The organism is Bacillus cereus group sp. BfR-BA-01360, assembly GCF_022663595.1.
Taxonomy (GTDB): domain Bacteria; phylum Bacillota; class Bacilli; order Bacillales; family Bacillaceae_G; genus Bacillus_A; species Bacillus_A cytotoxicus.
Genome location: NZ_JAKUFV010000022.1, coordinates 23,478 through 46,436, shown reverse-complemented (window position 1 = coordinate 46,436; position 22,959 = coordinate 23,478). Strand labels below are relative to the sequence as shown.

Genomic DNA, 22,959 nt, shown 5'->3' with positions numbered 1-22,959 from the left:
TTAATGAGCATGAGAATCCCCTACACTTCCTACGAAAAATTATAAATAATATAGAAGCGCTCTATACAGCGGTCACAAAAAGAGGATACCATTATTTTCCAATATAATATGCACATAGCAAAAATATACAAGGCTTACTGTCCATTTTTAGCCAGTAAGCCTTTCATTTTATAAGATGATATAATCGTTTGTTATTTCTTCTCTTTCCTCCGAAACCGCTCATGTATATTATTCCACTTATACGTTCCTGCTTCGTTAAATTCTGCTAGTTCCATGGATAAGGCGAAGTAGCGTTTGGCGGCGAGGTCTGCGAAGTGTTCTTTCATCATGTTGAATAGGCGGTCGCATGTTTCTGTTTTGTCTTGTGTGGTTCGCCCGGCTCCAATTTTAAGCGTCGCATGGACGAATGCATCCTCTTCTTGTCCGTCAGCGATATAGTAATCTTGTAATTCGATTGCTCTTGAACGAATCCCTCCTGTTGGGAAGATGTCACTTCGTGAAATAAGGATATCGTTTACTTTTTTTAATAGTTCTTTCATATTCGCTTCTTCTTTTATATTATCCGTATACTCGACTATAAAATGCGGCATGGACGTAAGCCCCCTTCTTTTTATAGATTACTAGAATAAGAGTAGCCGTTCTGTTAGCTACTCTCTCGATTTCTATCGTTTAGAAAACGTTTCTTCCCCAACAATGGTATTGATCAGACGGCCTATTCCTTCAATTTCGGTGATGACTTCGTCTCCTACTTTCGTATCGACGGATCCTTTTGGCGTACCTGTTAAAATGATGTCTCCTTTACTTAATGTCATAAAGCTACTTAAGTAGGAAATTAAGTCCCGGATGGAAAAGATCATATCTTTCGTTGTTCCTTCTTGCGTCAGCTCGCCATTCACATATGTACGGAGCGCTAAGTTCATCGGGTCGTCAATGTCGGATGCATCGACAATCCATGGACCGATTGGCGTACATGTATCGCGGTTTTTCACTCTCAAATTTGGACGATAATAATTTTCTAAATAATCCCGTATTGCATAGTCATTCGCTACTGTATAGCCAGCGACGTAATCGTATGCCTCTTCTTTCTTAACGCCTCGAGCTGTTTTTCCCATAACAACAGCTAGCTCACATTCATAGTGCATATATGTTACATCTTCTGGACGATATGTTTGACCACGGTGACCGATGAATGTGTTAGGTCCCTTTAAGAAGACAAGGGGTTCTGTTGGCGCGTTAAATGATAACTCTTTTGCGTGATCTGCGTAATTTAGGCCGAGGGCAAATACTGTTCGCGGCTCAACTGGTGGGAGCCATGTTACTTCCTCTTCTACTAGCATCCGTCCATCATCTAATTGCAACTTGCCATCTACTTCAGTTGCGTAGTAAATCCCACCAGCATATGCGATGCGCGCTCGTTTCATCGTACTCCTCCTCTCACAAGTTCTTTTTCTAAAACGACTTGATTTTCTAAGCTGCCAATTCCTTCGATTTCAATTCGAATGCGGTCTCCATTTTTTACGAGTGGTGGATTTTCCGGGACACCAACAAGCAGTATATCTCCTTCATATAACGTCATAAATTCTGTTACATCTGCGATAAGTCGTTCCACTGGTCTAATTAAGTTTTTCGTATGATTTTCTTGCCGCAATATACCGTTCACATATACTTGAATGCTTACATCATTTGGGTTTGGAATAGCCCCTTTCTCTATCACCCATGGGCCAACTGGACAAAATCCATCGCGTGCTTTTTGCTTAATCGCTGGGCGATACACGCTTTCATGAGGTATGCTGATGTCATTTACAATCGTATATCCTTGAATATATGTTAACGCTTCTTCTTCCCTTACTTTCGTCGCTCTTTTTCCGATGACAATTCCTAGTGCTGCCCCAACTTCTAACTCCCTTTCTTCACTCGGTAACGGAATCGGCATTCCCCGGGCAATCATTGTGTTTATCGGTTTGATATATAAAATGGGAGCCATTGGCGCTTGTTTATATGGCAATTCATGTACCGAATTTCCTAATGCGGCAAGTGCTCCTTTATAATTGAGCAATGTCCCGTAAATATTTCCTGAAGTTGGAATATCCAATGCAAGCTCGTGACTTTTATACTCTTTTCCGTTCCATATGACCATATCTTCTGTTATATGTAGCTCCGCTTCTTCTATTTGGGATCGGCCATAACATTTAAACTGTATTTTCCTCATATTTTCCTCCCTCATTTCACTTAATGATGACTAATACCTTTCACATTGCTTCCTGTATTCGACTTCACCAATATTTCTTCAAAATTACCCGTCTTACTTCTTTTCGCAAATAAAATTGTACCTATATAAGCTCCAAGAAATCCTAACGGAATGGAGACAATGCCTGGGGAAGACAATGGAAATAACGGTTCTCCTACAAAAAGCGCTTCTCCTACTTTCGGACTCCATACACTCGGACTAAGCGCAACGAGAATCATACTGCCAAGTAAACCTACGAGCATGCCTGTAATGGCTCCTGCTATATTAAAACGCTTCCAATATACAGTAAATCAAATGACAGGCAAATTAGAGCTTGCTGCAACTGTTAATGCTAATGATGAAAGAAAGGCGACATTCATTTTTTGAACAAACAATGCCAATATAATAGAGAAAACTGTAATGCCAATCGAAGCAAATCGCGCCATGCGAAGCTGTTCCTTTTCAGTCGCTTTTCCTTCTCGAATAATTTCATTATAAAAATCATGAGAGAATGCGGTTGCCCCTGTGACAACAATTCCCGCTACGACAGCAAGAATAGTAGCAAAGGAGACAGCTGATATAACAGCAAATAACATGTCACCGCCTAATATTTTGGCTAGCAATGGTGCCGCCATGTTTCCCGCTGGATTCGCTTTCATAATCTCTGTAGCTCCAACGAATTTTGCAGCAGCAAATCCTAAGAAGATGACCATAATATAAAATAAGCCAATGATCCAAATGGAATAAGCAACAGATTTTCTCGCTACTTTTGCATTTGGAACGGTTAAAAAGCGGCTTAAAACATGAGGAAGGCCAGCTGTACCAAGAATTAAGCCAAGCGTTAAAGAAAAGGCATCTAATCCATTTGTATATTTTGCACCTGGATGTAGGTAAGCCTCTTGAAGGGGCGTTGCTGTTTTCATTTCTTCAAAAATCCGAAAAACATTAAAATCGAATTTGCTCATTACCATGATGAAAATGAGAAATGTCCCGCCTAATAATAAAAATGCTTTCGTAATTTGTACCCAGCTCGTCGCTGTCATACCGCCAAAAATAACAAATACAAGCATAACAAGCCCTACAATAACGACAGATATTTCATATTGAATATTTAATAGTAATTTAAAGAGCGCTCCCGCTGCGACAAGCTGTGCAAGCATGTAAAAAACAGAAATCGTAAGGGCATTAAATGCCGTAATACCTCGCACTTTTTTATTTTGAAAACGCTCTGTAATCATATCTGCCAATGTATATTTCCCTAGATTGCGAAGCGGTTCGGCCACTAGGAGCAAAACGACTAAATACGATACAAGCGCACCATACATTAAAAAATATCCGTCATATCCTAGAAGGGAAATCGCACCAATAAGACCTAAAAAAGAAGAGGCTGACATAAAATCACCGGCAATTGCAAAACCATTTTGCCATCCCTTTAGTCCCCCTCCAGCTGTATAAAAAGAACGCGCATTACTTGTTTTTTTCGAGGCATAATAGGTAATAACAAGCGTCATAATCACAATGAATCCAAACATTACTACCACTTTATAGTCCATCTACTTTTCTCCCCTCTGCCTCTTCCCTTAACACTTGCTCAGCTAATGCATCAAAGTAAGCTGCTTTTTTTACATATAGATGACAAATGACAATAGTCATGCCAAACTGAGCAAAGGCATATACCCAAGCCCATGATATAGAACCAATCGCTGGCTTTGTTAATACCTCTGTATCCAATGTTAAAATCGGTAAAAGTAGCGCAAAACAAACGAAAAAGATTGTTACAGAAACTGTAAATCTTTTTCTCTCGCGCAATAACGCTTTAAATTTTTCTGAATTTGCAATCTCCTCGTAATTTATGTTTTTGGATTTTATCATATAAAACCCACCTCATCCTTTATTCAACTTTATCCCGCTATTTTAAGAACGTAAGGCTCTCTATATCGCTAAGTGATCTAGTAAAACGTACCGATTGATATCATATACATTTGCGTTTCCAAAAATAGATTGGATCCATTTTACTTTTACCTGTTTATTTAATACATCAATGGGGCAATTGGATAACTGCAGGAGAAGCTGCTGTTCTTTTATTTGTTGACATACTCCCTTATAGAAAATTTGATCAATCTCTACCACAATATGATAAACGCCAGGTACTGGTAGCATATAATCTTGTTCTACGAACACTTCAATAAATCTATACGTTTCGTAAAAAAGGGAGGATTTCTGTACAATTCCCCTTATTTCATAATAATCACCGAGATAATTCGGAATATCATGTGTTGCACCATGGGAAAGTAGTTTTCGAATAGCGGTTGAACTAATTTTATGATGACGGTGCTCTATTTTTGGAATCGTTGTAACTTCAAATTTATTCTGTCCTTGTTCTTTTAATAGCTGCATATTGCCTCGCCCTTTATATCCGTAATGATAGTCAAATCCGGCAACAACATGCTTGCAGCAAAATCCGATAATATATGTTTCCACAAACTCTTGATCAGATAGGCGGGCGAATACAGGGTCAAACTTAACTACGATTAATTTTTCAACACCCATATTTTTAAAACGCTCTTCTTTCACTTTCAAAGGTGTTAAATATTTCATCGGGCCATCAGAAGGATTCACAACTTCCTTTGGATGTGGGTAAAATGTCATAACAGCAAATGTGATTTTCTTTTGGTTGGCAATCTCTTTTGCTGTTCTAATGAGCTTTCTATGACCAATATGAACGCCATCAAAGAAGCCAAGTGCAAGCACACATTCCTCTGTTTCTTCTCGTAACGTTTTAGAAATGGAGTGTTGCATATACAGCGTCTTCACCTTATCACCTCACCTATCATTTTCACAAACTATTCTGATAATCTATAGCACAAAATCTGGTTTTCTCTGTTCTAACGTTGGACTTGCCTCTTGGATTCTTTCCCCTGTTTCGATATCTAAAAATGGAGATGTTTCATTAAACCAGCTATCCGGTGCTTTATGCCCCCAGAACGTTTGGCGTCTTGGATCATTTAAATCCCAGCGTACTGGATTGAAATCTGGATCACTTGTTAAATAATCTCCGTTATACAGCTCAATTCGGTATCCATCTGGGTCTCGTAAATACAGGAAGAATGCATTCGATAATCCGTGGCGTCCAGGACCTCTTTCCATATTTTCACCATAGCCAAGTGATGCAAGGACATCGCAACAATGAATAAGTGCTAATGGATCTGGTAACCAAAAGCCAATATGATGAAGGCGTGGTCCTTCTCCATTCATAAATGCTTGGTCGTGTACCGTTTGTTTCCGGTGAAGCCAAGCAGCCCATACGCGATCATCTTCTGTTGCTGTATATTCAGAACATGCAAAACCAAGTTCATTGACAAAGAAGTCGTAAGCTTTCTCTACATCTGGCACAGCGCAGTTTACATGATCAATACGCTGAATTCTTGCTCCACGATATTGATCATAACGCTGAATCATACGCTCAGCCCCCTTCATCTTACAGAAGAATTCAAGGGGCATTCCTGATATATCATGAACATGTAATGCCCTGCCCAGTGCATATTGTGTTCCTTCTTCTTTCCACTTTGTTTTTAATCCTTTTGATTGAAAAAATGCTGCTAGTTTATCTAAATCTGCTTCACTCTTCACTTTATACCCAAGTGCATGAACCCCTAGCTGCTCTGATTTTTTCAATACTAAGCTATGATGAACATGTTCTTCTAACCCTCTTAAATAAATATGCTCCTCATCACATTCCGTCTCGATAAACCCTAAAGCGTTTACATAAAATTCTCGCGAACGATCCAAATCTTTCACATTTAGAATTGTTCTTGCAATGCGAATAATATTAAACTCCATTTGTTGCACCTCCACATTTTTATACTTTTTCGATTAACTCTTCCGAGCGATTTAAAAACTCTTTTACGCGGTCCACATATACTTGCTTATCGTAGCCATTATATAGCGCGCTTGCCATTCTAACTGGATCTCCGAAAAAGAAGCGTTCATACAATGTCTGTCTCGTGCCAAATGCACTCATACAAACATCCCAAGCTAGTCGATATAATTTCACACGATTATATGCGTCCCCATTTGCCGCTTGTAAATATTTATCTAAATCAGGGCGTAATTCCGATTGAAAATCTGATTCGGATGGAATTGCCATTAAACCACTTGCTCCAAGCAGTTGCATAATTTCACTAAATCTTGGGTAAATTTTTGGATAGTAATGGCGTGCAACATTTAATGGTGTAAAGTCCGGTGTCATAATGCCCCACTTATCCAGCTTCGCATTCGCTTCTGCCGCCGTTACGTATGCTTTCACTGTTTCAAGCGCCATAATAACTTCCGACATCTTTTCTTGTACATGTTGAAACTGACCGATATTAATCGTTTCTACCATGAGCTGTAAAATTCCTAATACAAATTCCGTTTTTGTGATATTTTTTGAGACAACTTGATGCGTCATATGAACAACCGCATTACTTTCATTGTAAGCTTGATTACAAACGCCAACATCCCCTAAGGCAAACACCCGATTCCAAGGCACTACGACATCATCAAATACGACAATCGTATCCATTTCTTCAAATCTCGATCCAAGCGGATGATCAAAATGAGACTTTCCGTAATCAAATGATTCACGGCAAATAAACTTCAGGCCCGGTGTATGATTTGGAATTGAAAAAGCATATGCATATGGATTTTCCTCTTCGGATTGTTTTAAAAGAGTCGAAGGAAACACCATAATTTCATCGGTAATTCCTCCTTGCGTTGCGAGTAAACGCGCTCCGCGAATGACTACGCCTTCTGACGTTTTTTCTACAATGCGCGCAGCAATATAAGGATCAGATAATTGCGATGCATTAACCGCACGATTCACTTGCGGCTGAATTAATGTATGTGTTAAAGATAAATCATTCTCGCGACAATACTCATAATACTCCGCCATATTTTTCGCATAAAACGCATCTTGTTTTCCAAACATTTCAGCAGCCGATCCGTAAGCCATCATTCCCGCGTTAATATAATCTGGAGAGCGCCCCATCATACCGCCGTTGTACTTTGCCCACTCTTGAATCATTTTGCGGCGCTTTGCTAAGTCTTCTTTTGTTTTTGGTTGCAAAAAGGAAGTGCCGACCCGCTCTCCTGAAGTTGGAGAAGTATATGTCATATACTCTGCTTTCTCAGGATCGTGCTGCATATCATATAACTCAGCTTGCGTTTTCATTACTCCTTTAAAAGCAGGATGTTCTGAGATGTTTCCTTCTACTCTCTTCCCGTCAATCCATACATTGGCATTTGCTTGATTTACTCTTTCGATATATTCTTTTCCTGTTTTTGCTGGCATTTCACTCTCCCCTTTCATGAAACTATTGTTTTTATACTTTCATCTGCAGCTTGTTATTTCTTTGTGCCAAACTTCGGAATATGATGATCTCCGATTGCAACATGAATCACCTTTGGTTCCGTATAAAACTCGAAAATGGCATAGTGTCCACCTTCTCTTCCAATCCCGCTATCTTTTGCTCCGCCAAACGGAATTCGAAGATCACGTACATTTTGAGCGTTCACCCATAACATGCCCGCTTCAATGGACTGCGCAAGTCGATGACCTCTCTTCATATCATTTGTCCAAACATAACCAGCAAGTCCGTACCTTACATCATTAGCAATTGCAATCGCTTCTTCTTCCGTTTCAAATTCCATAACAGCCATAACAGGACCAAATATTTCTTCTTGGCATACTCGCATCTCATTTTTTGCATGTAATAATAAAGTTGGCGGCACAAAGTTACCCGCTTGCACCGATTCGGGAACAACTCCTTGTATCACTTCACATCCTTCTTCTTTCGCGATTTCAATATACTTTTGTACCTTTTGAAAATGCTGTTTTTCAATTAACGGACCAAGTTCTGTCTTAGAGTCCATCGGATCGCCGATTGTAATGTAGCCTACACGTTCTTTTAATTTTTCAATAAATTGATCTTTAATATTTTTGTGCAGTAACAAGCGAGAATTAGCGGTACAGCGTTCCCCATTAAATGAGAAAATGCCCCACACAGCCGCATCTAAAGCGCGCTCTAAATCCGCATCTTCAAAGACGATAAGAGGAGATTTACCACCTAGTTCCATTGAGGTTTTCTTTAGCGTATCAGCCGCATTTTTCATAATGATCGAACCTGTCGTTGTTTCACCTGTGAACGATATTGCTTTCACATCTTTATGAGCGACAAGAGAGGCACCCGCTGTTTCCCCAAAGCCATGAACGACGTTAAAGACGCCCTTTGGCACTTCTGCTTTATGAATTATTTCAGCCAGTTTGTTAGCCGTTAAAGGAGATAATTCAGCCGGCTTTAAAACAACTGTATTCCCGGTAGCTAATGCCGGAGCTACTTTCCAAGTTTCTAACATGAACGGTGCATTCCATGGAGTGATGAGACCAACAACCCCAATTGGATGATAGACAGTGTAATTAATAAATTCTTTGTTTACCGGATATGCTTCACCGTGTAATTTCGTTTGCACCATTCTTGCATAGAAACGAAAGTTTTCTGCTGCACGCGATGTCATTTTTCTTGTTTGACTAATAGGAAGCCCCGTATCTAGTGCTTCCAAATATGCGATTTCTTCTATTTCCTCATCAATTAAGTCCGCAATTCGATTGATATATCGCATTCTCTCTTCTACTTTCATCTTGCCCCATGGCCCTTTTTCAAAAGCGAATTTCGCTGCAGCAACTGCCAGATTGATATCAACTCTATCCCCTTCAGCTACTCGATTAATCTCCTTATTTGTAAACGGATTCATATTTACAAATACTTTTCCAGACTGCGCTTTTCTAAATTCTCCATCAATATATAAATCTACATGTTCTATTTGCTCATAAGATTTATCCTTTTGTATATCCTTCGCTTCTATATGCACATTCTTCCCTCCTACAATTTTTTGAATGATGCCCCTTAAAATCTGTATGACTTTAAAGGGGCTATGTCCTTATCTAGATACAATGCTTTCTGGTAATTCTACATAGTTCTTTAAGACGTCCCGAATTTCATCTTGCAATTCTTGTGATGGAACATCCATTGGTAAACGAAGTACCGGCTTAATTTTCCCCATCATACCGAGCGCTGCTTTTACAGGAGCTGGATTTGTATCCTTAAATAACACATCATTGAGTGGCATAAGCTCATAATGAAGAGTTAATGCACGTTTTATGTCTCCTTCATTCCACGCATTATAGACTTCTGCAACTTGCTTTGGAGCAACGTTCGCAGTAGCACTAATATGCCCCGCGCCACCAATTGCTAACATTGGATAACAAAGCAATTCAATGCCGGAGAACAAGAGAAAATCTCTTCCACAATGCAGAAGAACACGATTAATATGTTCAAAATCTTTATTTGACTCTTTTATTCCAATAATATTGGGACAATCTTGATTTAACTTCGCAATCGTTTCCACTTGTAAATTGACAGCTGTTCTTCCTGGGATGTTATAAATAATAATCGGAATATCAACAGAATCCGCGACAGTTTTAAAATGTTTGTACAATGCGTGCTGCGATGGCTTATTATAATAAGGCACTATAACAAGCGCTGCATCCGCTCCAATTTCTTGTGCCTTTTTTGTCAAATACAAGGTTTCTTCATGATTGGTAGACCCCGTCCCCGGTGCGAAAGGAACTCGCCCATTAATTGCCTTTGCCGCCGTTTCCATTACCTTTACACGTTCCTCGACCTTTAAAGAGCTTGGCTCTCCCGTTGTACCTGTAACAGAAATACCATGGCTCCCGCTTTCAATATGCCAATGAATTAAGTTTTCAAATGTTTGAAAATCAATTGCACCGCTCTCGTCAAATGGTGTAATAATTGGGGCGATCGAACCTCTCAATTTTTTCTTTGCTTCTGCGAATTTATCCATTCTTTCGTCTCTCCTTTTTCATTTCTACTTCTTTACGCATTGCACAGTTCCTTACTTTCAAATTTCTAATTAATCAGAAAATTCATTACATTATTACTCTATCACGTGATATCATAGATGAAAAATACTAAAAAAATTTGCATTCCATACGAAAAAAATATAGTGATCCATTGGGAGGGAATCAGTATGGATATTAGGCAACTTCGTTATTTCTACACAATTGCACAAGAGGGGCAAATCACCCGGGCAGCTAAAAGACTCCATATGGCACAGCCTCCATTAAGTCAGCAATTGAAATTGCTAGAACAAGAACTCGGCGTTCAATTACTAGAAAGAAATGGACGAAAACTAGAACTTACTGAAGCTGGACATGTTTTATTTAAAAAGACAAAGGAGATTCTTACTCACTTCCATGAAACTATTACTGAAGTAAAAGAAGTTGGAAGTGGTCTCAAAGGAACCTTATCGATTGGTTCTGTGAAATCCGCTTTCTCTTATATTCCAGACAGACTACGTTCCTTCCACGAAACATATCCGCTCGTGACATTTCGCTTGCAGGAAGGAGATTCATTTCGCTTAGCACAACTTATAAAAAATCGCGAAATTGAACTCGCGATTGTCCGCCTTCCATTAGAGATGGAAGACTTTGCTTCCCTATCGCTACCTGCAGATCAATTTGTTGCTGTCATGCCGAATGATAAGGCGGATAACCGGTCAATGATTTCTATGAAAGAACTCGCCAAGTTACCTCTTATGCTACTCCAGCGAATTAAAGGGTTCGGTCTTTACGAAAAAGTTCTTGAAAACTTTCAAAAGCATGGTTTAAAACCAAATATCATTTGCGATTGTCCGGATGCTGCTATGCTTCTTTCACTCGTTCGATCCGGCATTGGGTGCACATTACTCCCGAAATCAACTCTCATTGCACTTCCTTTAAATGGTATAAAAATGATGGATATTGAAGACTCGACTATTACATCTGACTCCGCAGTGATTTGGTTAAAAAATCGTTCCCTTTCCAAAGTCGCCCTGCATTTCCTTGAAACCTTTCGCAATCCATCTCTTTCATAAGGAATAATGCTCAAGACAAAAACCCTATTTTTGATTGACAACCAAAAATAGGGTTTTTGTTTTACAATTGCTTACTAATTAACACAATCATAACGATAATGCCAATGAACATCACAACTAAGCAACCTATTAATTTATAAAATCCTCGCTTTGTCAATGTATTGCCTTGTATATCCTTCCGAACGAAGAAATACACCGCTAACATTAAAAGTACACCTAATCCTAAAACATACATAGCTTGCATTTATCTCATTCACCTTTCTCGCTTTCACTTTAATATGTTTTGGTACAAATCACAAATGAAAGAAAGATTGTACTAATTGTTAATGCCGCTAAAATAATAAGAATGCAGTAAAATTTTAATCAGTGGAGGCTTTCTTCATCCTTCACCAATCAGGGGTTGCGGATAGCCCCCCATCTTCCTTGCTTCTCTCTGAATCTTGAAGCGGACTACAACATTCCTTTTTGATGAATTCATTTCATTCGTTCATCTATCTATATCTTTCATCATGATTATTTTCAATTCAAAATGGAATGATAAACATAATAAATGTTCGTTATATTCATTCCCTTGTCATAAGAAAAATTAATATGTCTATATGCCTTTTATCTTTTTAAAATATTTCATTTCTTATCATTTACAAATAAAATGAGCCATGGCTTTTTAGGATTTTTTGCTATTTTTGCAAAAACAAACGATTTATACGCCATTTTCAATTTATAATCCTCCTTTATAATCAAATACTTCCTTTTTTCTTTCATTATTTAACACTATCGAAATAAAGTTTGTGGTAAATTCAAAATTTTTCATTTTTTATACTATATTCTGTTATATTGTTGTATAATATATTTGTAAGCGCTTATTATTCTAATATACATAATCCAAACGACACTCTAACTAAAAATTCTAACAATTATTTTTATATTTCATCGTAATACTACTTGTTTGAAATACAGGCGTATCAGATGAAATCACCTATTTTTTCCTTAAAATTAATTTATAACATGAAAGATTAACTTAGGTGATAAGTAATTGTGAATGTTTTTTTACAAAACGGATAAGTAATAATGTTTGGTATTATGTAAATTATTGTAATAACATAAGAGTAAAGTTAACATTTACATTCATTACTGGTTCATCAATTATGAAAAGAGTGAAATGCATCCTTTTCACATAAAGAAAGGAATATATGCATTGGGAGGTTTAAACAAATGACGAGGAAGAATACAGCGACAAACCCTTGGGCCAAATTCCATGGTCCGAACCTTGGCTATGTTATTGAACAGTATGATCGTTATATGACGAATGAAGGTTCTGTTGATCCGGAATTACAAGAGCTTTTTGAAACGTTCGGAGCTCCTACGTTCCAAGTGGATGTCGTAACAGGGGACAACAAAGAAACAAATTTTTCTCCTCAAAGTACAGGAAACATTGAAACAATTTTGAAAGCTGTGCAAGTTGTCGAGAATATCCGTTCATTCGGTCATCTATCTGCCCATATTAATCCAATGGAAGAACCGCATGATGGACAATCTCTCATTGAGACAATGATGCGCGAATTAAACGATGTAGATTTGAAAGCGATTCCAGCGAAAACAGTATGGCCAGATGCGCCAAATGATGTTCACACAGCTCTTGATGCAATTCATAGATTAAAAGATGTGTATACAAAGTCCTTAGCCTATGAATTCTCTCATATACAAGATAGCGAAGAACGTACATGGTTGCATCAAATGGTGGAATCAAATTCCTTGCGTCAACCATTATCAAATCAAAAACGAACTGCTCTCTTAAAACGCTTAACAGCCGTTGAAGGTTTCGAGCAATTCTTGCATAAAACATTCGTTGGGCAAAAACGTTTCTCTATAGAAGGCGTCGATATGCTTGTACCTGTATTAGATGAAATGATTGCTGAAGGTGCAAAAGCTGGCGTTGAAGATGTCATGATTGGTATGGCTCATCGCGGCCGTCTCAGTGTTCTCGCTCACGTATTAGAAAAACCATATAGTCACATGTTTGCTGAGTTTAAACATGCAACGATTCAATCTGACGATAAAACGAACCATAATGCTGGCTGGACAGGAGACGTGAAGTATCATTTAGGTCGCGAACAAGTTGTTGGTAATGAAACAGTTCGTACACGTGTTACATTAGCAAATAACCCAAGTCACCTTGAATTCGTCAATCCTGTTGTAGAAGGCTACGCACGTGCGGCTCAAGAAAATCGTAAAAAAGCCGGTTATCCTGAGCAAGATAGTTCAAAATCTTTCGTCATTTTAGTTCATGGAGATGCAGCTTTCCCTGGTCAAGGTATTGTATCTGAAACATTGAACTTAAGCAGATTGAACGCTTATCAAACTGGTGGAACCATTCATATTATCGCAAATAATACAATTGGTTTTACAACAGATAGTTATGATTCTCGTTCTACAAGATATTCAAGTGATCTTGCAAAAGGCTTCGATATTCCAATTGTTCACGTAAATGCAGATGACCCTGAAGCTTGTCTGGCAGCGGCAAACCTTGCGATTCAATATCGCCTACGTTTCAAAAAAGATATTTTAATCGACTTAATCGGTTATCGCCGCTATGGTCATAATGAGATGGATGACCCAGCCGTTACACAACCACAAGTTTATAAGAAGATTAAAAACCATCCAACTGTCAGAGCTATTTATGCTGAACAATTGAAAGCGGAAGGTGTTTTAAGCTCTGATGAAGTGGAAACAATTACGCAATTTACACAAGAGCAATTAAAAGCGGAATATGCACAAGTGCCACCTGCTGATACAAGTGAAGCAGCGATACATGTGAAAGTTCCAGATGTAGTCGCAAGAGGTATTCAACCAATTGACACTGGTCTTCCGCTGGAAACGCTTCGTGCGATTAATGAAGGGCTCTTATCTTGGCCAAAAGGCTTTAACGTTTATCCGAAAGTGAAGAAAATTTTAGAACGCCGCCGAACTGCTTTAGATGCAGATGGTAAAGTGGAATGGGCACTAGCTGAATCATTAGCATTTGCTTCCATTTTACAAGAAGGAACGCCAATTCGTTTAACTGGTCAAGATTCACAGCGTGGTACATTTGCACAACGGCATATTGTACTACATGATACAGAAACAAATGAAACATATTCACCACTGCACCGTTTACCAAATATTAACGCATCTTTCTCTGTTCATAACAGTCCGTTATCAGAGGCTGCTGTTGTTGGTTTCGAATATGGTTATAATGTGTTTGCTCCAGAAACTCTTGTGATGTGGGAAGCACAATACGGTGATTTTGCAAATACAGCTCAAGCATTATTTGACCAATATGTTTCATCTGGTAGAGCAAAATGGGGACAAAAATCAGGTCTTGTTCTCCTTCTACCACACGGTTATGAAGGGCAAGGACCAGAGCACTCTAGTGCACGTCCAGAACGTTTCTTACAATTAGCTGCAGAGAATAACTGGACTGTTGCAAACTTAACAAGTGCGGCACAATATTTTCACATCTTGCGCCGTCAAGCTTCTATTCTTGGTACAGAAGCGGTTCGTCCATTAGTGATTATGACACCAAAAAGTTTATTGCGTCATCCACTTACAGCTTCTACAGGTAGCGAACTAAGCGAAGGATGTTTCCAACCTGCACTAGAGCAAGAAAAACTTGGTACAAAACCAACGAAAGTAAAACGCCTTATCTTTACGACTGGTAAAATGGCAATTGATTTAGCAGCTGAGATTGAATCTGGTAAACATGAGTACAATTTAGATGAACTTCATATCGTTCGCATTGAACAATTGTACCCATTCCCTGCTGAAAAAGTTCAATCCATTATAAAACGTTTTAAAAACTTAGAAGAAATCATTTGGGTTCAAGAAGAACCTCGCAATATGGGCGCATGGCATTACATGGCTCCAATCTTATTCGAACTTGCTGGCGACAAATTGAAAACAGGATATATTGGACGCCCAGACCGCTCTAGCCCATCTGGCGGCGATCCACATGCTCATAAAGCTGAGCAAGAACTCATTATTGCTCATGCTTTAGATACAAACTATAACTTTCGCCAAGATAAACAAGAAATAGAAGTGTATAGTAACTGAAAAAGAAAGTGATTTCTGGCTTACTGAGGTAGCGTTTCATCTACCTCAGTAAGCTAAAAAACTTGGAGATTACCGTAAAAGAAAACACACCGTTAGGCAAATAAGGGGAGGACATTTAAAATGATTGAAATTAAAGTACCTGAGCTTGCAGAATCTATTACAGAAGGAACTATTTCGCAATGGCTGATCAACGTAGGCGACAAAGTTGAAAAAGGTGGTAGCGTTGTTGAGCTAGAAACTGATAAAGTCAATGTTGAAATCATTGCAGAAGATTCAGGTATTGTATCAAAACTATTAGGAGAACCTGGAGATACAGTTGAAATTGGCGACGTCATTGCAATTTTAGATGAAAATGGTACAGCTGCAGCAAGTACACCAGCTGCTCCAGAACAACCAAAAGAAGAAGCTCCAAAAGCTGAGGCTCCAAGCGCTGCGCCAAGTCAAACAGCATTACAAGGTCTTCCAAATACAGACCGCCCTATCGCATCACCTGCTGCTCGAAAAATGGCACGTGAATTAGGCATCGATTTAAATGAAGTGCGCAGTACTGATCCACTTGGCCGCATAAGACCACATGATGTACAAGCACATGCTGCAGCTCCAAAAGCAGAACCAAAACAAGAAAAAACAAGTCCAAAACCAGCTGTAACAACTGAATTTGACAAACCAGTTGAGCGCGTAAAAATGTCCCGCCGCCGTCAAACAATTGCAAAACGACTTGTCGAAGTTCAACAAACATCTGCTATGTTAACAACATTTAACGAAGTTGATATGACTGCGATTATGGAATTACGTAAAGAACGCAAAGAAGCATTTGAGAAAAAACATGATGTTCGTCTTGGCTTCATGTCATTCTTTACAAAAGCAGTTGTTGCAGCATTAAAACAGTTCCCACTATTAAATGCTGAAATTCAAGGCGACGAGCTTGTTGTTAAAAAATTCTATGACATCGGTATCGCTGTAGCTGCTCCAGATGGATTAGTTGTTCCAGTTGTACGCGATGCAGATAAATTAAACTTTGCTGAAATTGAAAGAAATATTCGTGACCTAGGTAAAAAAGCTCGTGACAATAAACTTACATTAAAAGAACTACAAGGTGGCACATTCACAATTACAAACGGCGGTGTATTCGGTTCCCTTATGTCAACACCAATTTTGAATGCTCCACAAGTCGGTATTCTTGGAATGCACAAAATTCAAGTAAGACCAGTTGCAATTGATAACGAGCGTATGGAAAACCGTCCAATGATGTACATTGCTTTATCTTATGACCATCGTATTGTCGACGGTAAAGAAGCTGTTAGCTTCCTTGTAGCAGTAAAAGAAATGCTTGAAGATCCAAAATCATTATTATTAGAAGGTTGATAGACTTTCTAGATGATAGAAACCAGATGAAAGCGGAAAATCTTTCATCTGGTTTTTTATTTAGAAATCTCCATTCTTTCCGCACTCATAACGGACAATTTATGATACATACACTGATAATGTATGCCTAAAATATGCGATGATTAGGAGGTAATGTAATGAGTAATTTCTCGCCTTCTGCAAAGCTGAAAATGAATCAAGATACCTTTTTCCTTCCCGATTCAGACGGAGGTGTCTATTTTCGAAATAATGTCAGCTCATTTCGGATGCAAGGAGATGGCATCTACGAATGGATTGAAAAATTAATGCCGATGTTTAACGGCAAACATACACTGGAAGAACTAACGAACGGACTCCCCCTTCCTTATCAAAAAAGAGTATTTGAAATCGGTGAGCTTTTATATACAAATGGTTTTGTTCGCGACGTCAGTCAAAATGCTCCGCATCAACTAGATGATACACTCTTAGAAAGGTATGCATCACAAATTGAATTTTTAGAGGCATCGTCTCACTCTGGCGCCTTACATTTTCAGACGTATCGGCAGGCAAACGTGTTAGCGATTGGATCTGGCCCTATGCTTATCTCACTAGTTGCTTCTTTACTAACATCTGGTTTACCTACGTTTCATTACTTAATTACGGATCGAGATGCAACAAACTTAGCGAGACTAGACGAACTCATCCAAGAAGCACAATCAGCAGATCAAGGTGTCTCTGTTCAGGAAATCGAGACGACGATAGATTGTTCCTTAGCAGAAACTTTCGAGCCTTTCGATTGGATTTTATATGTATCTCAAAATGGGAATATCGACAAACTACGTCTACTCGATTCCATTTGCCAGGAAGAAAAGAAAAACTTTATCCCTGCTATTTATTTAGAACAAGTTGGCTTAGTCGGACCCATCATCACTTCTGATTGCAGACAATGCTGGGAATCTGCATGGCATCGCATGCATGAAACAGCTCTTCACCCAAACGAATGGGAAGATTCCTTCTCTCCTATCGCTGGTGCCATGCTAGCAAATGTACTTGTTTTTGAGCTATTTAAAGAGATTACTGGAGCTTCAAATCGAGAAACAAACGGCCAATTCTTTTTACTCGATTTAGAGACACTTGAAGGAAATTGGCATTCTTTCGTTAGACACCCCCTTACAATAAACAATTGTGTAACATTCGAACTTTTAACAGAGATCGATAAGAAGCTAGAACAAGATGCCAAGCGCAATCATTCCCATGAACTTTTTCGCTTTTTTGACAAGCTAACTTCTAGAACATCCGGTATTTTTCATATGTGGGAAGAAGATGACTTACAACAACTTCCTTTGTCACAGTGCTATATTCAAATCGCAGATCCATTATCAGAAGGACCAACAGCACTCCTTCCTCCCATTATTTGTAGTGGATTCACTCATGATGAAGCGCGGCGCTCAGCAGGTCTAACCGGAATTGAAACATACGTCTCCAAAATGATTGACTTTCTCCTTTCTGAGCAAGAAGAGTTTATTGGAATTGGAGCTGGAGAAACGATGACAGAAGGTATCTACCGCGCATTTCAGCATTATTTCTCACATCAATTATGTATGAGGCAAACAAGCAAACCGGAAGAAATAATTCCTTTAGAACTTACTGAGATTGCTGATAAACAGTGCCGCTTTTATTTCGATGCGCTTCGCATCGCATGCGAAGAACCTACAATTGGAATGGCTGAAAATTTATATGGATTTCCCGTCATTTGGGTTCAAGCACATCATAAGTGGTATGGTAGCGCTCACTTCAACGTAACTTTGGCATTAAGGAATGCATTACAACAAGCTCTGTCCCATTTTCAAAACGAGGAAGCTCCTTATCAGTCTAATCTATTATGGAATTCCTCTATCCTCATGCTAGATAGAGAACCATGTAGAATCGAAATCCAAACAGAAGAAGTCACTCCAAATCTTTCCACTTTGCAAAATGCTTTACAGAAATTAAAAGAACAGCATCTTTATCCATATATTCTTGATTTATCTATTGAACCATTCCTTAAAGAAGGTTTAAGCGGTGTTTTCGGTGTGGTTATAAAAGAGGAGGTAGACGAATGCTAGATTTTCAATTATTAATTGTCGGAGATGGCGTACTTGCAGATTATGTAGATAAGCAATTGTCTGCTCACTACCCGATCTTTCGTCAACATACACTGGAAGAATGTATCCCAGAGCATACTCGTCTCGCCCTTGTACTACACGACGGATTCCCTCTTTCCGTTCATCAGCAAGCTGAAGAACGATTTCGATCCGCCCATATTCCATGGCTTCGCGCCTTTACTTCATTTGGGGAAGGAATTATCGGTCCTTATGTTACACCGAATCAACCAGGATGTTCTCAATGCGCTGATGCAAGGCGATTTACAGCCGGATTCGACCAAAAAGAGATGTGGGAATTACAACGAACATATTCTTTCCAAACAGACCAAATGACAAAGCGGGATATATGTGCTACACCAATCGGGCTGCTGCACATGTCCTATCTTATTCATGCTGAAATCGAGAACATACAGCGAGAAGAGCATACCTCCTTATCAGATGAACTCATATTCCTAAACTTACAAACGTTCCAATCTTCACGCCATTCATTTCTTCCAGACCCTCTCTGCCCAGTATGCGGGACAGTGCCAAATGATTCTGAAGAAGCTGCTATTCTGCAATTCAAACCAAGTTTGAAAACGAACAGCGACAGTTACCGTTGCCGCTCCATACACGATTTAAGCATATGTTTAAAGAAAGATTATTTAAATCAGAAAACAGGACTGTTAAATGGCAAAATGCAGCATTCCCTTCTGCCATTTGCTGATGTCATTGTCAATATGCCTTTAATATTAGGAAATGAAGGTGTTGCCGGACGGACACATTCATTCAAAATAAGTGAAGCAACCGCAATTTTGGAAGGCTTAGAGCGCTACTGTGGAATGGCTCCGCGCGGGAAACGGACAAATGTTTATGGGAGTTACCGAGACTTTGAAAATATCGCGATCAATCCTCTTACATTTGGTGTACATACAGATGAACATTATAATCGGGATGGATTCCCATTTAAACCATTTGATCCTGATCATCCGCAAAATTGGGTATGGGGATACTCACTATTACAAAATCGCTCCGTTTTAGTTCCAGAATCACTTGCTTATTACAGCTTGGGACATAAAGATGCTTTTGTCTATGAAACTTCAAATGGATGCGCGATTGGCGGCAGTATAGAAGAAGCTATTTTCCACGGCATTTTAGAAGTGATAGAACGCGACTCTTTCTTACTAACTTGGTATGCACAATTACCCTTACCGCGCATCGATCTCCGTTCTTCAGAGGATATAGAATTACAACTTATGATTGCTCGAATGCAGGCGATTACAGGCTATGAGTTACATGTATTTAATGCAACAATGGAACACGGCATCCCAAGCATATGGGCAATCGCTAAAAATACGAGGAAAAGCGGCATGAATCTCGTCTGTGCAGGTGGTGCTCATATGGATCCTGCGCGCGCTGTAAAAAGCGCAATTCATGAACTAGCCGGTATGTTACTCATTATGGATGAAAATCTTGAAACAAATCGAAAAACATATGAACAATGTTTACAAGACCCTTATCTTGTGACAAAAATGGAAGACCACAGCATGCTATATGGATTACCAGAAGCGGAAGAGCGCCTTCAATTTTTATTGGACACTCATCAGCCGCTACAAACATTTAAAGAGATGAGTTATTTAAAATCCATCGATAAAAATTTAACATCAGATTTATCCCATCTTTTAACTCGATTGCATCATGCAGGCCTTGATGTTATTGTCGTTGATCAAACTGTTCCACTTATAGAGAAAAATGGGTTATCTTGTGTAAAAGTACTAATTCCCGGCATGTTACCGATGACATTTGGGCATCACTTAACCCGTATAACCGGTCTAGAAAGAGTATTGACTGTACCAATGAAACTAGGATATGTTGATCAGTCTCTTACATTTGAACAGTTAAATCCACATCCGCATCCTTTCCCATAATCTACTCTCCCCCACCAACTTATGTTAGTGGGGGATCACTATGAAGGAGGTTCATTCGAAATGCAACTAGATACATTTCTTCATCATTTACATTTTTCAGTCGATGAAATTATGCCTCACAATCAAGAAGTAAACTGGGAAGATGCCCCGCTTCCCTATAAATTATACCGCGGGTTACCCAGTATTCCCCTTTCTCTAGAAGTCCCATTAACAGTAAGAAATCAACAGATGTATAACAGCCCTACTATCACAAATATTGGTCATTTTCTTTGGTATACATTTGGGTTAACAAAGGTATGTCAACCTTCTGTTGAACATAACGTCAATATATTTCGAAGATTTCTCCCCTCTGGGGGTGGATTATATCCAAACGAATTATATATCTATTTAAAGATTGAAGATTGCCCACAAGGAATCTATCATTATGATGTTGCGCATCATCGGCTTCTCTTACTTCGCGCTGGAAACTTTGACTCTTATCTTGAAAAATCACTTGGCGATCGCTGTGACATATCGGATTGCTTTGGCACTATCTTTGTTTCGACAATGTTTTGGAAAAACTTCTTTAAATATAATCATTTTTCCTATCGACTCCACAGTCTAGATACCGGTGTTCTTATCGGACAATTACTGGCGTCCTCCAAACAATTTGGCTATACAACTGGCGTATATTATCAATTTTTAGATCGGGCGATCAATCATTTACTTGGACTTTCTGAAGAAGAAGAGAGCGTATATGCTATTATTCCTTTATCTAATGAATCTACTTGGCGCAATCCTCTAACAATACCAAACGTCACGTCTAACGATTTATTGGAGCAACTCCCTATTTTGAAACATAAACACTTTGTTCGTTCAAAACATGTGACTGAATATCCAATGATTCTAAAAATAAACGAAGCCTCTATGCTCGAAACAACTGAGCAATTTCGAACATTACGAAACGAAGCAATTACTACGTATGGTAAAGACAGTTTCTCTCTTCCTAAAGTAGAGCAATTATCTTATGATTTTAGAGTTGTTTGCCAAAAACGTTATTCACCAGAGTCTGATTTTTTCTTAACAAAACTGAATGTCACTGAACTTGCTACTTTATTGCAAGAAACAGCTTCTTCTTTTTTTTACCAAAATGACATAGATAATAGCGACAAGAATCCAAAAGCACGCGTTTCCTTGTACGGCTGCTTTTCTCATATAGACGGTTTACCTAGCGGGGCGTATTCCTATAATAGCGACGCTCATGCACTAGAATCCATTGCTCCTGGAGATCATCGTCATCTCCTGCATTCAAGTCTAACAATAGATAATGTAAACTTATATCAAGTCCCACTTTGTCTTCATGTTATCGGCAATACAGACTATATGAAAGATACATTTGGATATAGAGGGTACCGCATGCAGCAAATGGAAGCTGGTATACTTGTTCAAAAGCTCCTCTTAGCTGCCACTGCAATGGGCATGGGTGGTCACCCCCTTTTAGGTTTCGATGTTAATCTTTGTGATCAATTATATAAAATTGATGTAACGCAAAAAACGACTCTCATCCAAATTCCAGTTGGTTTTTCTCGACCACGCAATTGGTTAAAAGGCAACTTGCATAGCTAAAATCTGCCGATGTAAATGCTAAAAGTCGTAGTACATGAAATTATATCGGTGCAACTGGTACTTTTATCGGCGATTGTACACCATATATCGGCGCAACTTTAAAAATATCGGCGATTCGACAGAGAATATCGACCGCTCGACAAATAGTGACAAGCGCCTTAAACCCCTCTTACCAAACGAAAAAAGCAGACGTTGTTTCGTCTGCTTTTTTCGTTAGATTAATTTAAAAATGCTCTTAATTTGTCTTGCAAATAGCCAATTTTTCGAACCACAATTATCATTTAAGCTATCTAATAAAATAGATCTTCCATTAGAAAAATTCAGCTGTAATGTTGTATTTTTGTCATTTGTTTTTAAATTTACGTCTGTCATATCGTCATACTTTAGTTTTTCCACTTCAATATACTCTTCTTTTGCTTGTCCAATTACAACATGATCTTGGAAGAAAAAGAATACTTCTACTTTTTTCCCAAAGCAAAATACATGCTTCGGATAAATTAATGTAGCATTATCAATTCCAATGCATAATTCTTTTAATTCTTGAATAACTTCTCCAAAGTCCTCTTCATGTCGTTCGTTTGCTTCTTCAATCCACTCTTCTACTGTTTTTAAATTAATTGCCATTTCTAATCCTCCTGCATGAACACTAGCGCTTCTTCATTATATA

Annotated in this window: 17 protein-coding genes and 1 pseudogene; 6 read left to right on the top strand and 12 right to left on the bottom strand. The window is 38.8% G+C overall.

The features are described from left to right. Nucleotides 1-191: 191 nt before the first annotated feature. The 10 genes and pseudogenes from MR056_RS17250 to hpaI all read right to left on the bottom strand — a co-directional run bounded on the left by MR056_RS17250 (nt 192) and on the right by hpaI (nt 10,132). Nucleotides 192-590 (bottom strand): 5-carboxymethyl-2-hydroxymuconate Delta-isomerase, encoded by a 399-nt coding sequence (locus tag MR056_RS17250; RefSeq protein ID WP_011984057.1) that lies wholly within the window; start codon nt 588-590, stop codon nt 192-194. 72 nt (nt 591-662) lie between these two features. Beyond that, nucleotides 663-1,421: a fumarylacetoacetate hydrolase family protein gene (locus MR056_RS17245; protein WP_210351479.1), complete on the bottom strand. Its 759-nt coding sequence runs from the start codon at nt 1,419-1,421 to the stop codon at nt 663-665. Beyond that, on the bottom strand, nt 1,418-2,209 hold the full coding sequence (locus MR056_RS17240) for a fumarylacetoacetate hydrolase family protein (RefSeq protein WP_210351478.1): 792 nt from the start codon (nt 2,207-2,209) through the stop codon (nt 1,418-1,420). Before MR056_RS17240 ends, MR056_RS17245 begins: the two co-directional genes overlap by 4 nt. Nucleotides 2,210-2,229: 20 nt before the next feature. Continuing rightward, nucleotides 2,230-3,780, bottom strand: a pseudogene (locus MR056_RS17235) (solute symporter family protein). After that, nucleotides 3,770-4,099, bottom strand: coding sequence for a DUF485 domain-containing protein (locus tag MR056_RS17230; protein ID WP_210351477.1), 330 nt, complete (start codon nt 4,097-4,099; stop codon nt 3,770-3,772). The pseudogene MR056_RS17235 and the gene MR056_RS17230 overlap by 11 nt, the downstream one beginning before the upstream one ends. Before the next feature lie 60 nt (nt 4,100-4,159). Further along, on the bottom strand, nt 4,160-5,041 hold the full coding sequence (locus MR056_RS17225) for an FAD synthetase family protein (protein WP_242136594.1): 882 nt from the start codon (nt 5,039-5,041) through the stop codon (nt 4,160-4,162). Between the two features lie 42 nt (nt 5,042-5,083). Further along, nucleotides 5,084-6,067 (bottom strand): 3,4-dihydroxyphenylacetate 2,3-dioxygenase, encoded by a 984-nt coding sequence (gene hpaD, locus MR056_RS17220; protein ID WP_087094625.1) that lies wholly within the window; start codon nt 6,065-6,067, stop codon nt 5,084-5,086. Nucleotides 6,068-6,086: 19 nt separating this feature from the next. Further along, entirely contained in the window at nt 6,087-7,559 is a 1,473-nt protein-coding gene (gene hpaB, locus MR056_RS17215; protein ID WP_087097990.1) for a 4-hydroxyphenylacetate 3-monooxygenase, oxygenase component, read from the bottom strand. A gap of 53 nt (nt 7,560-7,612) precedes the next feature. Beyond that, the gene (hpaE, locus tag MR056_RS17210; RefSeq protein ID WP_011984049.1) at nt 7,613-9,136 is read right to left on the bottom strand and encodes a 5-carboxymethyl-2-hydroxymuconate semialdehyde dehydrogenase; all 1,524 of its coding nucleotides are present in this window, start codon (nt 9,134-9,136) and stop codon (nt 7,613-7,615) included. Between the two features lie 69 nt (nt 9,137-9,205). Then, entirely contained in the window at nt 9,206-10,132 is a 927-nt protein-coding gene (gene hpaI / locus MR056_RS17205; RefSeq protein ID WP_011984048.1) for a 2,4-dihydroxyhept-2-ene-1,7-dioic acid aldolase, read from the bottom strand. A gap of 186 nt (nt 10,133-10,318) precedes the next feature. Between hpaI and MR056_RS17200 the strand changes: the two genes are divergently transcribed. Continuing rightward, the gene (locus MR056_RS17200) at nt 10,319-11,203 is read left to right on the top strand and encodes a LysR family transcriptional regulator (RefSeq protein WP_011984047.1); all 885 of its coding nucleotides are present in this window, start codon (nt 10,319-10,321) and stop codon (nt 11,201-11,203) included. 61 nt (nt 11,204-11,264) lie between these two features. Here MR056_RS17200 and MR056_RS17195 read toward each other — a convergent pair whose 3' ends face one another. Next, nucleotides 11,265-11,447, bottom strand: a complete 183-nt coding sequence (locus MR056_RS17195) for a DUF3976 domain-containing protein (protein WP_011984046.1) — start codon at nt 11,445-11,447, stop codon at nt 11,265-11,267. 968 nt (nt 11,448-12,415) lie between these two features. On the opposite strand from MR056_RS17195, the gene MR056_RS17190 reads away from it, so the two are divergent. From MR056_RS17190 to MR056_RS17170, 5 genes are all read left to right on the top strand, one after another. Then, nucleotides 12,416-15,292 (top strand): 2-oxoglutarate dehydrogenase E1 component, encoded by a 2,877-nt coding sequence (locus MR056_RS17190; RefSeq protein ID WP_087097988.1) that lies wholly within the window; start codon nt 12,416-12,418, stop codon nt 15,290-15,292. Between the two features lie 120 nt (nt 15,293-15,412). Next, nucleotides 15,413-16,657: a 2-oxoglutarate dehydrogenase complex dihydrolipoyllysine-residue succinyltransferase gene (gene odhB, locus MR056_RS17185; protein ID WP_011984044.1), complete on the top strand. Its 1,245-nt coding sequence runs from the start codon at nt 15,413-15,415 to the stop codon at nt 16,655-16,657. 158 nt (nt 16,658-16,815) lie between these two features. Further along, nucleotides 16,816-18,741 (top strand): putative thiazole-containing bacteriocin maturation protein, encoded by a 1,926-nt coding sequence (locus tag MR056_RS17180; RefSeq protein ID WP_087097986.1) that lies wholly within the window; start codon nt 16,816-16,818, stop codon nt 18,739-18,741. Continuing rightward, nucleotides 18,735-20,687: a TOMM precursor leader peptide-binding protein gene (locus tag MR056_RS17175; RefSeq protein ID WP_087097984.1), complete on the top strand. Its 1,953-nt coding sequence runs from the start codon at nt 18,735-18,737 to the stop codon at nt 20,685-20,687. Before MR056_RS17180 ends, MR056_RS17175 begins: the two co-directional genes overlap by 7 nt. A gap of 60 nt (nt 20,688-20,747) precedes the next feature. Then, nucleotides 20,748-22,292, top strand: a complete 1,545-nt coding sequence (locus MR056_RS17170) for a SagB family peptide dehydrogenase (protein ID WP_087097983.1) — start codon at nt 20,748-20,750, stop codon at nt 22,290-22,292. A gap of 213 nt (nt 22,293-22,505) precedes the next feature. Here MR056_RS17170 and MR056_RS17165 read toward each other — a convergent pair whose 3' ends face one another. Beyond that, a complete protein-coding gene (locus tag MR056_RS17165; protein ID WP_011984040.1) occupies nt 22,506-22,916 on the bottom strand; it encodes a DUF3908 family protein in 411 nt (136 codons plus the stop codon). Nucleotides 22,917-22,959 lie beyond the last annotated feature (43 nt).

What these genes read in the sequence shown, in the direction of transcription:
- MR056_RS17250 (WP_011984057.1), bottom strand. Translation starts at nt 590, where the DNA reads ATGCCGCATTTTATAGTCGAGTATACGGATAATATAAAAGAAGAAGCG.
- MR056_RS17245 (WP_210351479.1), bottom strand. Translation starts at nt 1,421, where the DNA reads ATGAAACGAGCGCGCATCGCATATGCTGGTGGGATTTACTACGCAACT.
- MR056_RS17240 (WP_210351478.1), bottom strand. Translation starts at nt 2,209, where the DNA reads ATGAGGAAAATACAGTTTAAATGTTATGGCCGATCCCAAATAGAAGAA.
- MR056_RS17230 (WP_210351477.1), bottom strand. Translation starts at nt 4,099, where the DNA reads ATGATAAAATCCAAAAACATAAATTACGAGGAGATTGCAAATTCAGAA.
- hpaD (WP_087094625.1), bottom strand. Translation starts at nt 6,067, where the DNA reads ATGGAGTTTAATATTATTCGCATTGCAAGAACAATTCTAAATGTGAAA.
- hpaB (WP_087097990.1), bottom strand. Translation starts at nt 7,559, where the DNA reads ATGCCAGCAAAAACAGGAAAAGAATATATCGAAAGAGTAAATCAAGCA.
- hpaI (WP_011984048.1), bottom strand. Translation starts at nt 10,132, where the DNA reads ATGGATAAATTCGCAGAAGCAAAGAAAAAATTGAGAGGTTCGATCGCC.
- MR056_RS17200 (WP_011984047.1), top strand. Translation starts at nt 10,319, where the DNA reads ATGGATATTAGGCAACTTCGTTATTTCTACACAATTGCACAAGAGGGG.
- MR056_RS17195 (WP_011984046.1), bottom strand. Translation starts at nt 11,447, where the DNA reads ATGCAAGCTATGTATGTTTTAGGATTAGGTGTACTTTTAATGTTAGCG.
- MR056_RS17190 (WP_087097988.1), top strand. Translation starts at nt 12,416, where the DNA reads ATGACGAGGAAGAATACAGCGACAAACCCTTGGGCCAAATTCCATGGT.
- odhB (WP_011984044.1), top strand. Translation starts at nt 15,413, where the DNA reads ATGATTGAAATTAAAGTACCTGAGCTTGCAGAATCTATTACAGAAGGA.
- MR056_RS17180 (WP_087097986.1), top strand. Translation starts at nt 16,816, where the DNA reads ATGAGTAATTTCTCGCCTTCTGCAAAGCTGAAAATGAATCAAGATACC.
- MR056_RS17175 (WP_087097984.1), top strand. Translation starts at nt 18,735, where the DNA reads ATGCTAGATTTTCAATTATTAATTGTCGGAGATGGCGTACTTGCAGAT.
- MR056_RS17170 (WP_087097983.1), top strand. Translation starts at nt 20,748, where the DNA reads ATGCAACTAGATACATTTCTTCATCATTTACATTTTTCAGTCGATGAA.
- MR056_RS17165 (WP_011984040.1), bottom strand. Translation starts at nt 22,916, where the DNA reads ATGGCAATTAATTTAAAAACAGTAGAAGAGTGGATTGAAGAAGCAAAC.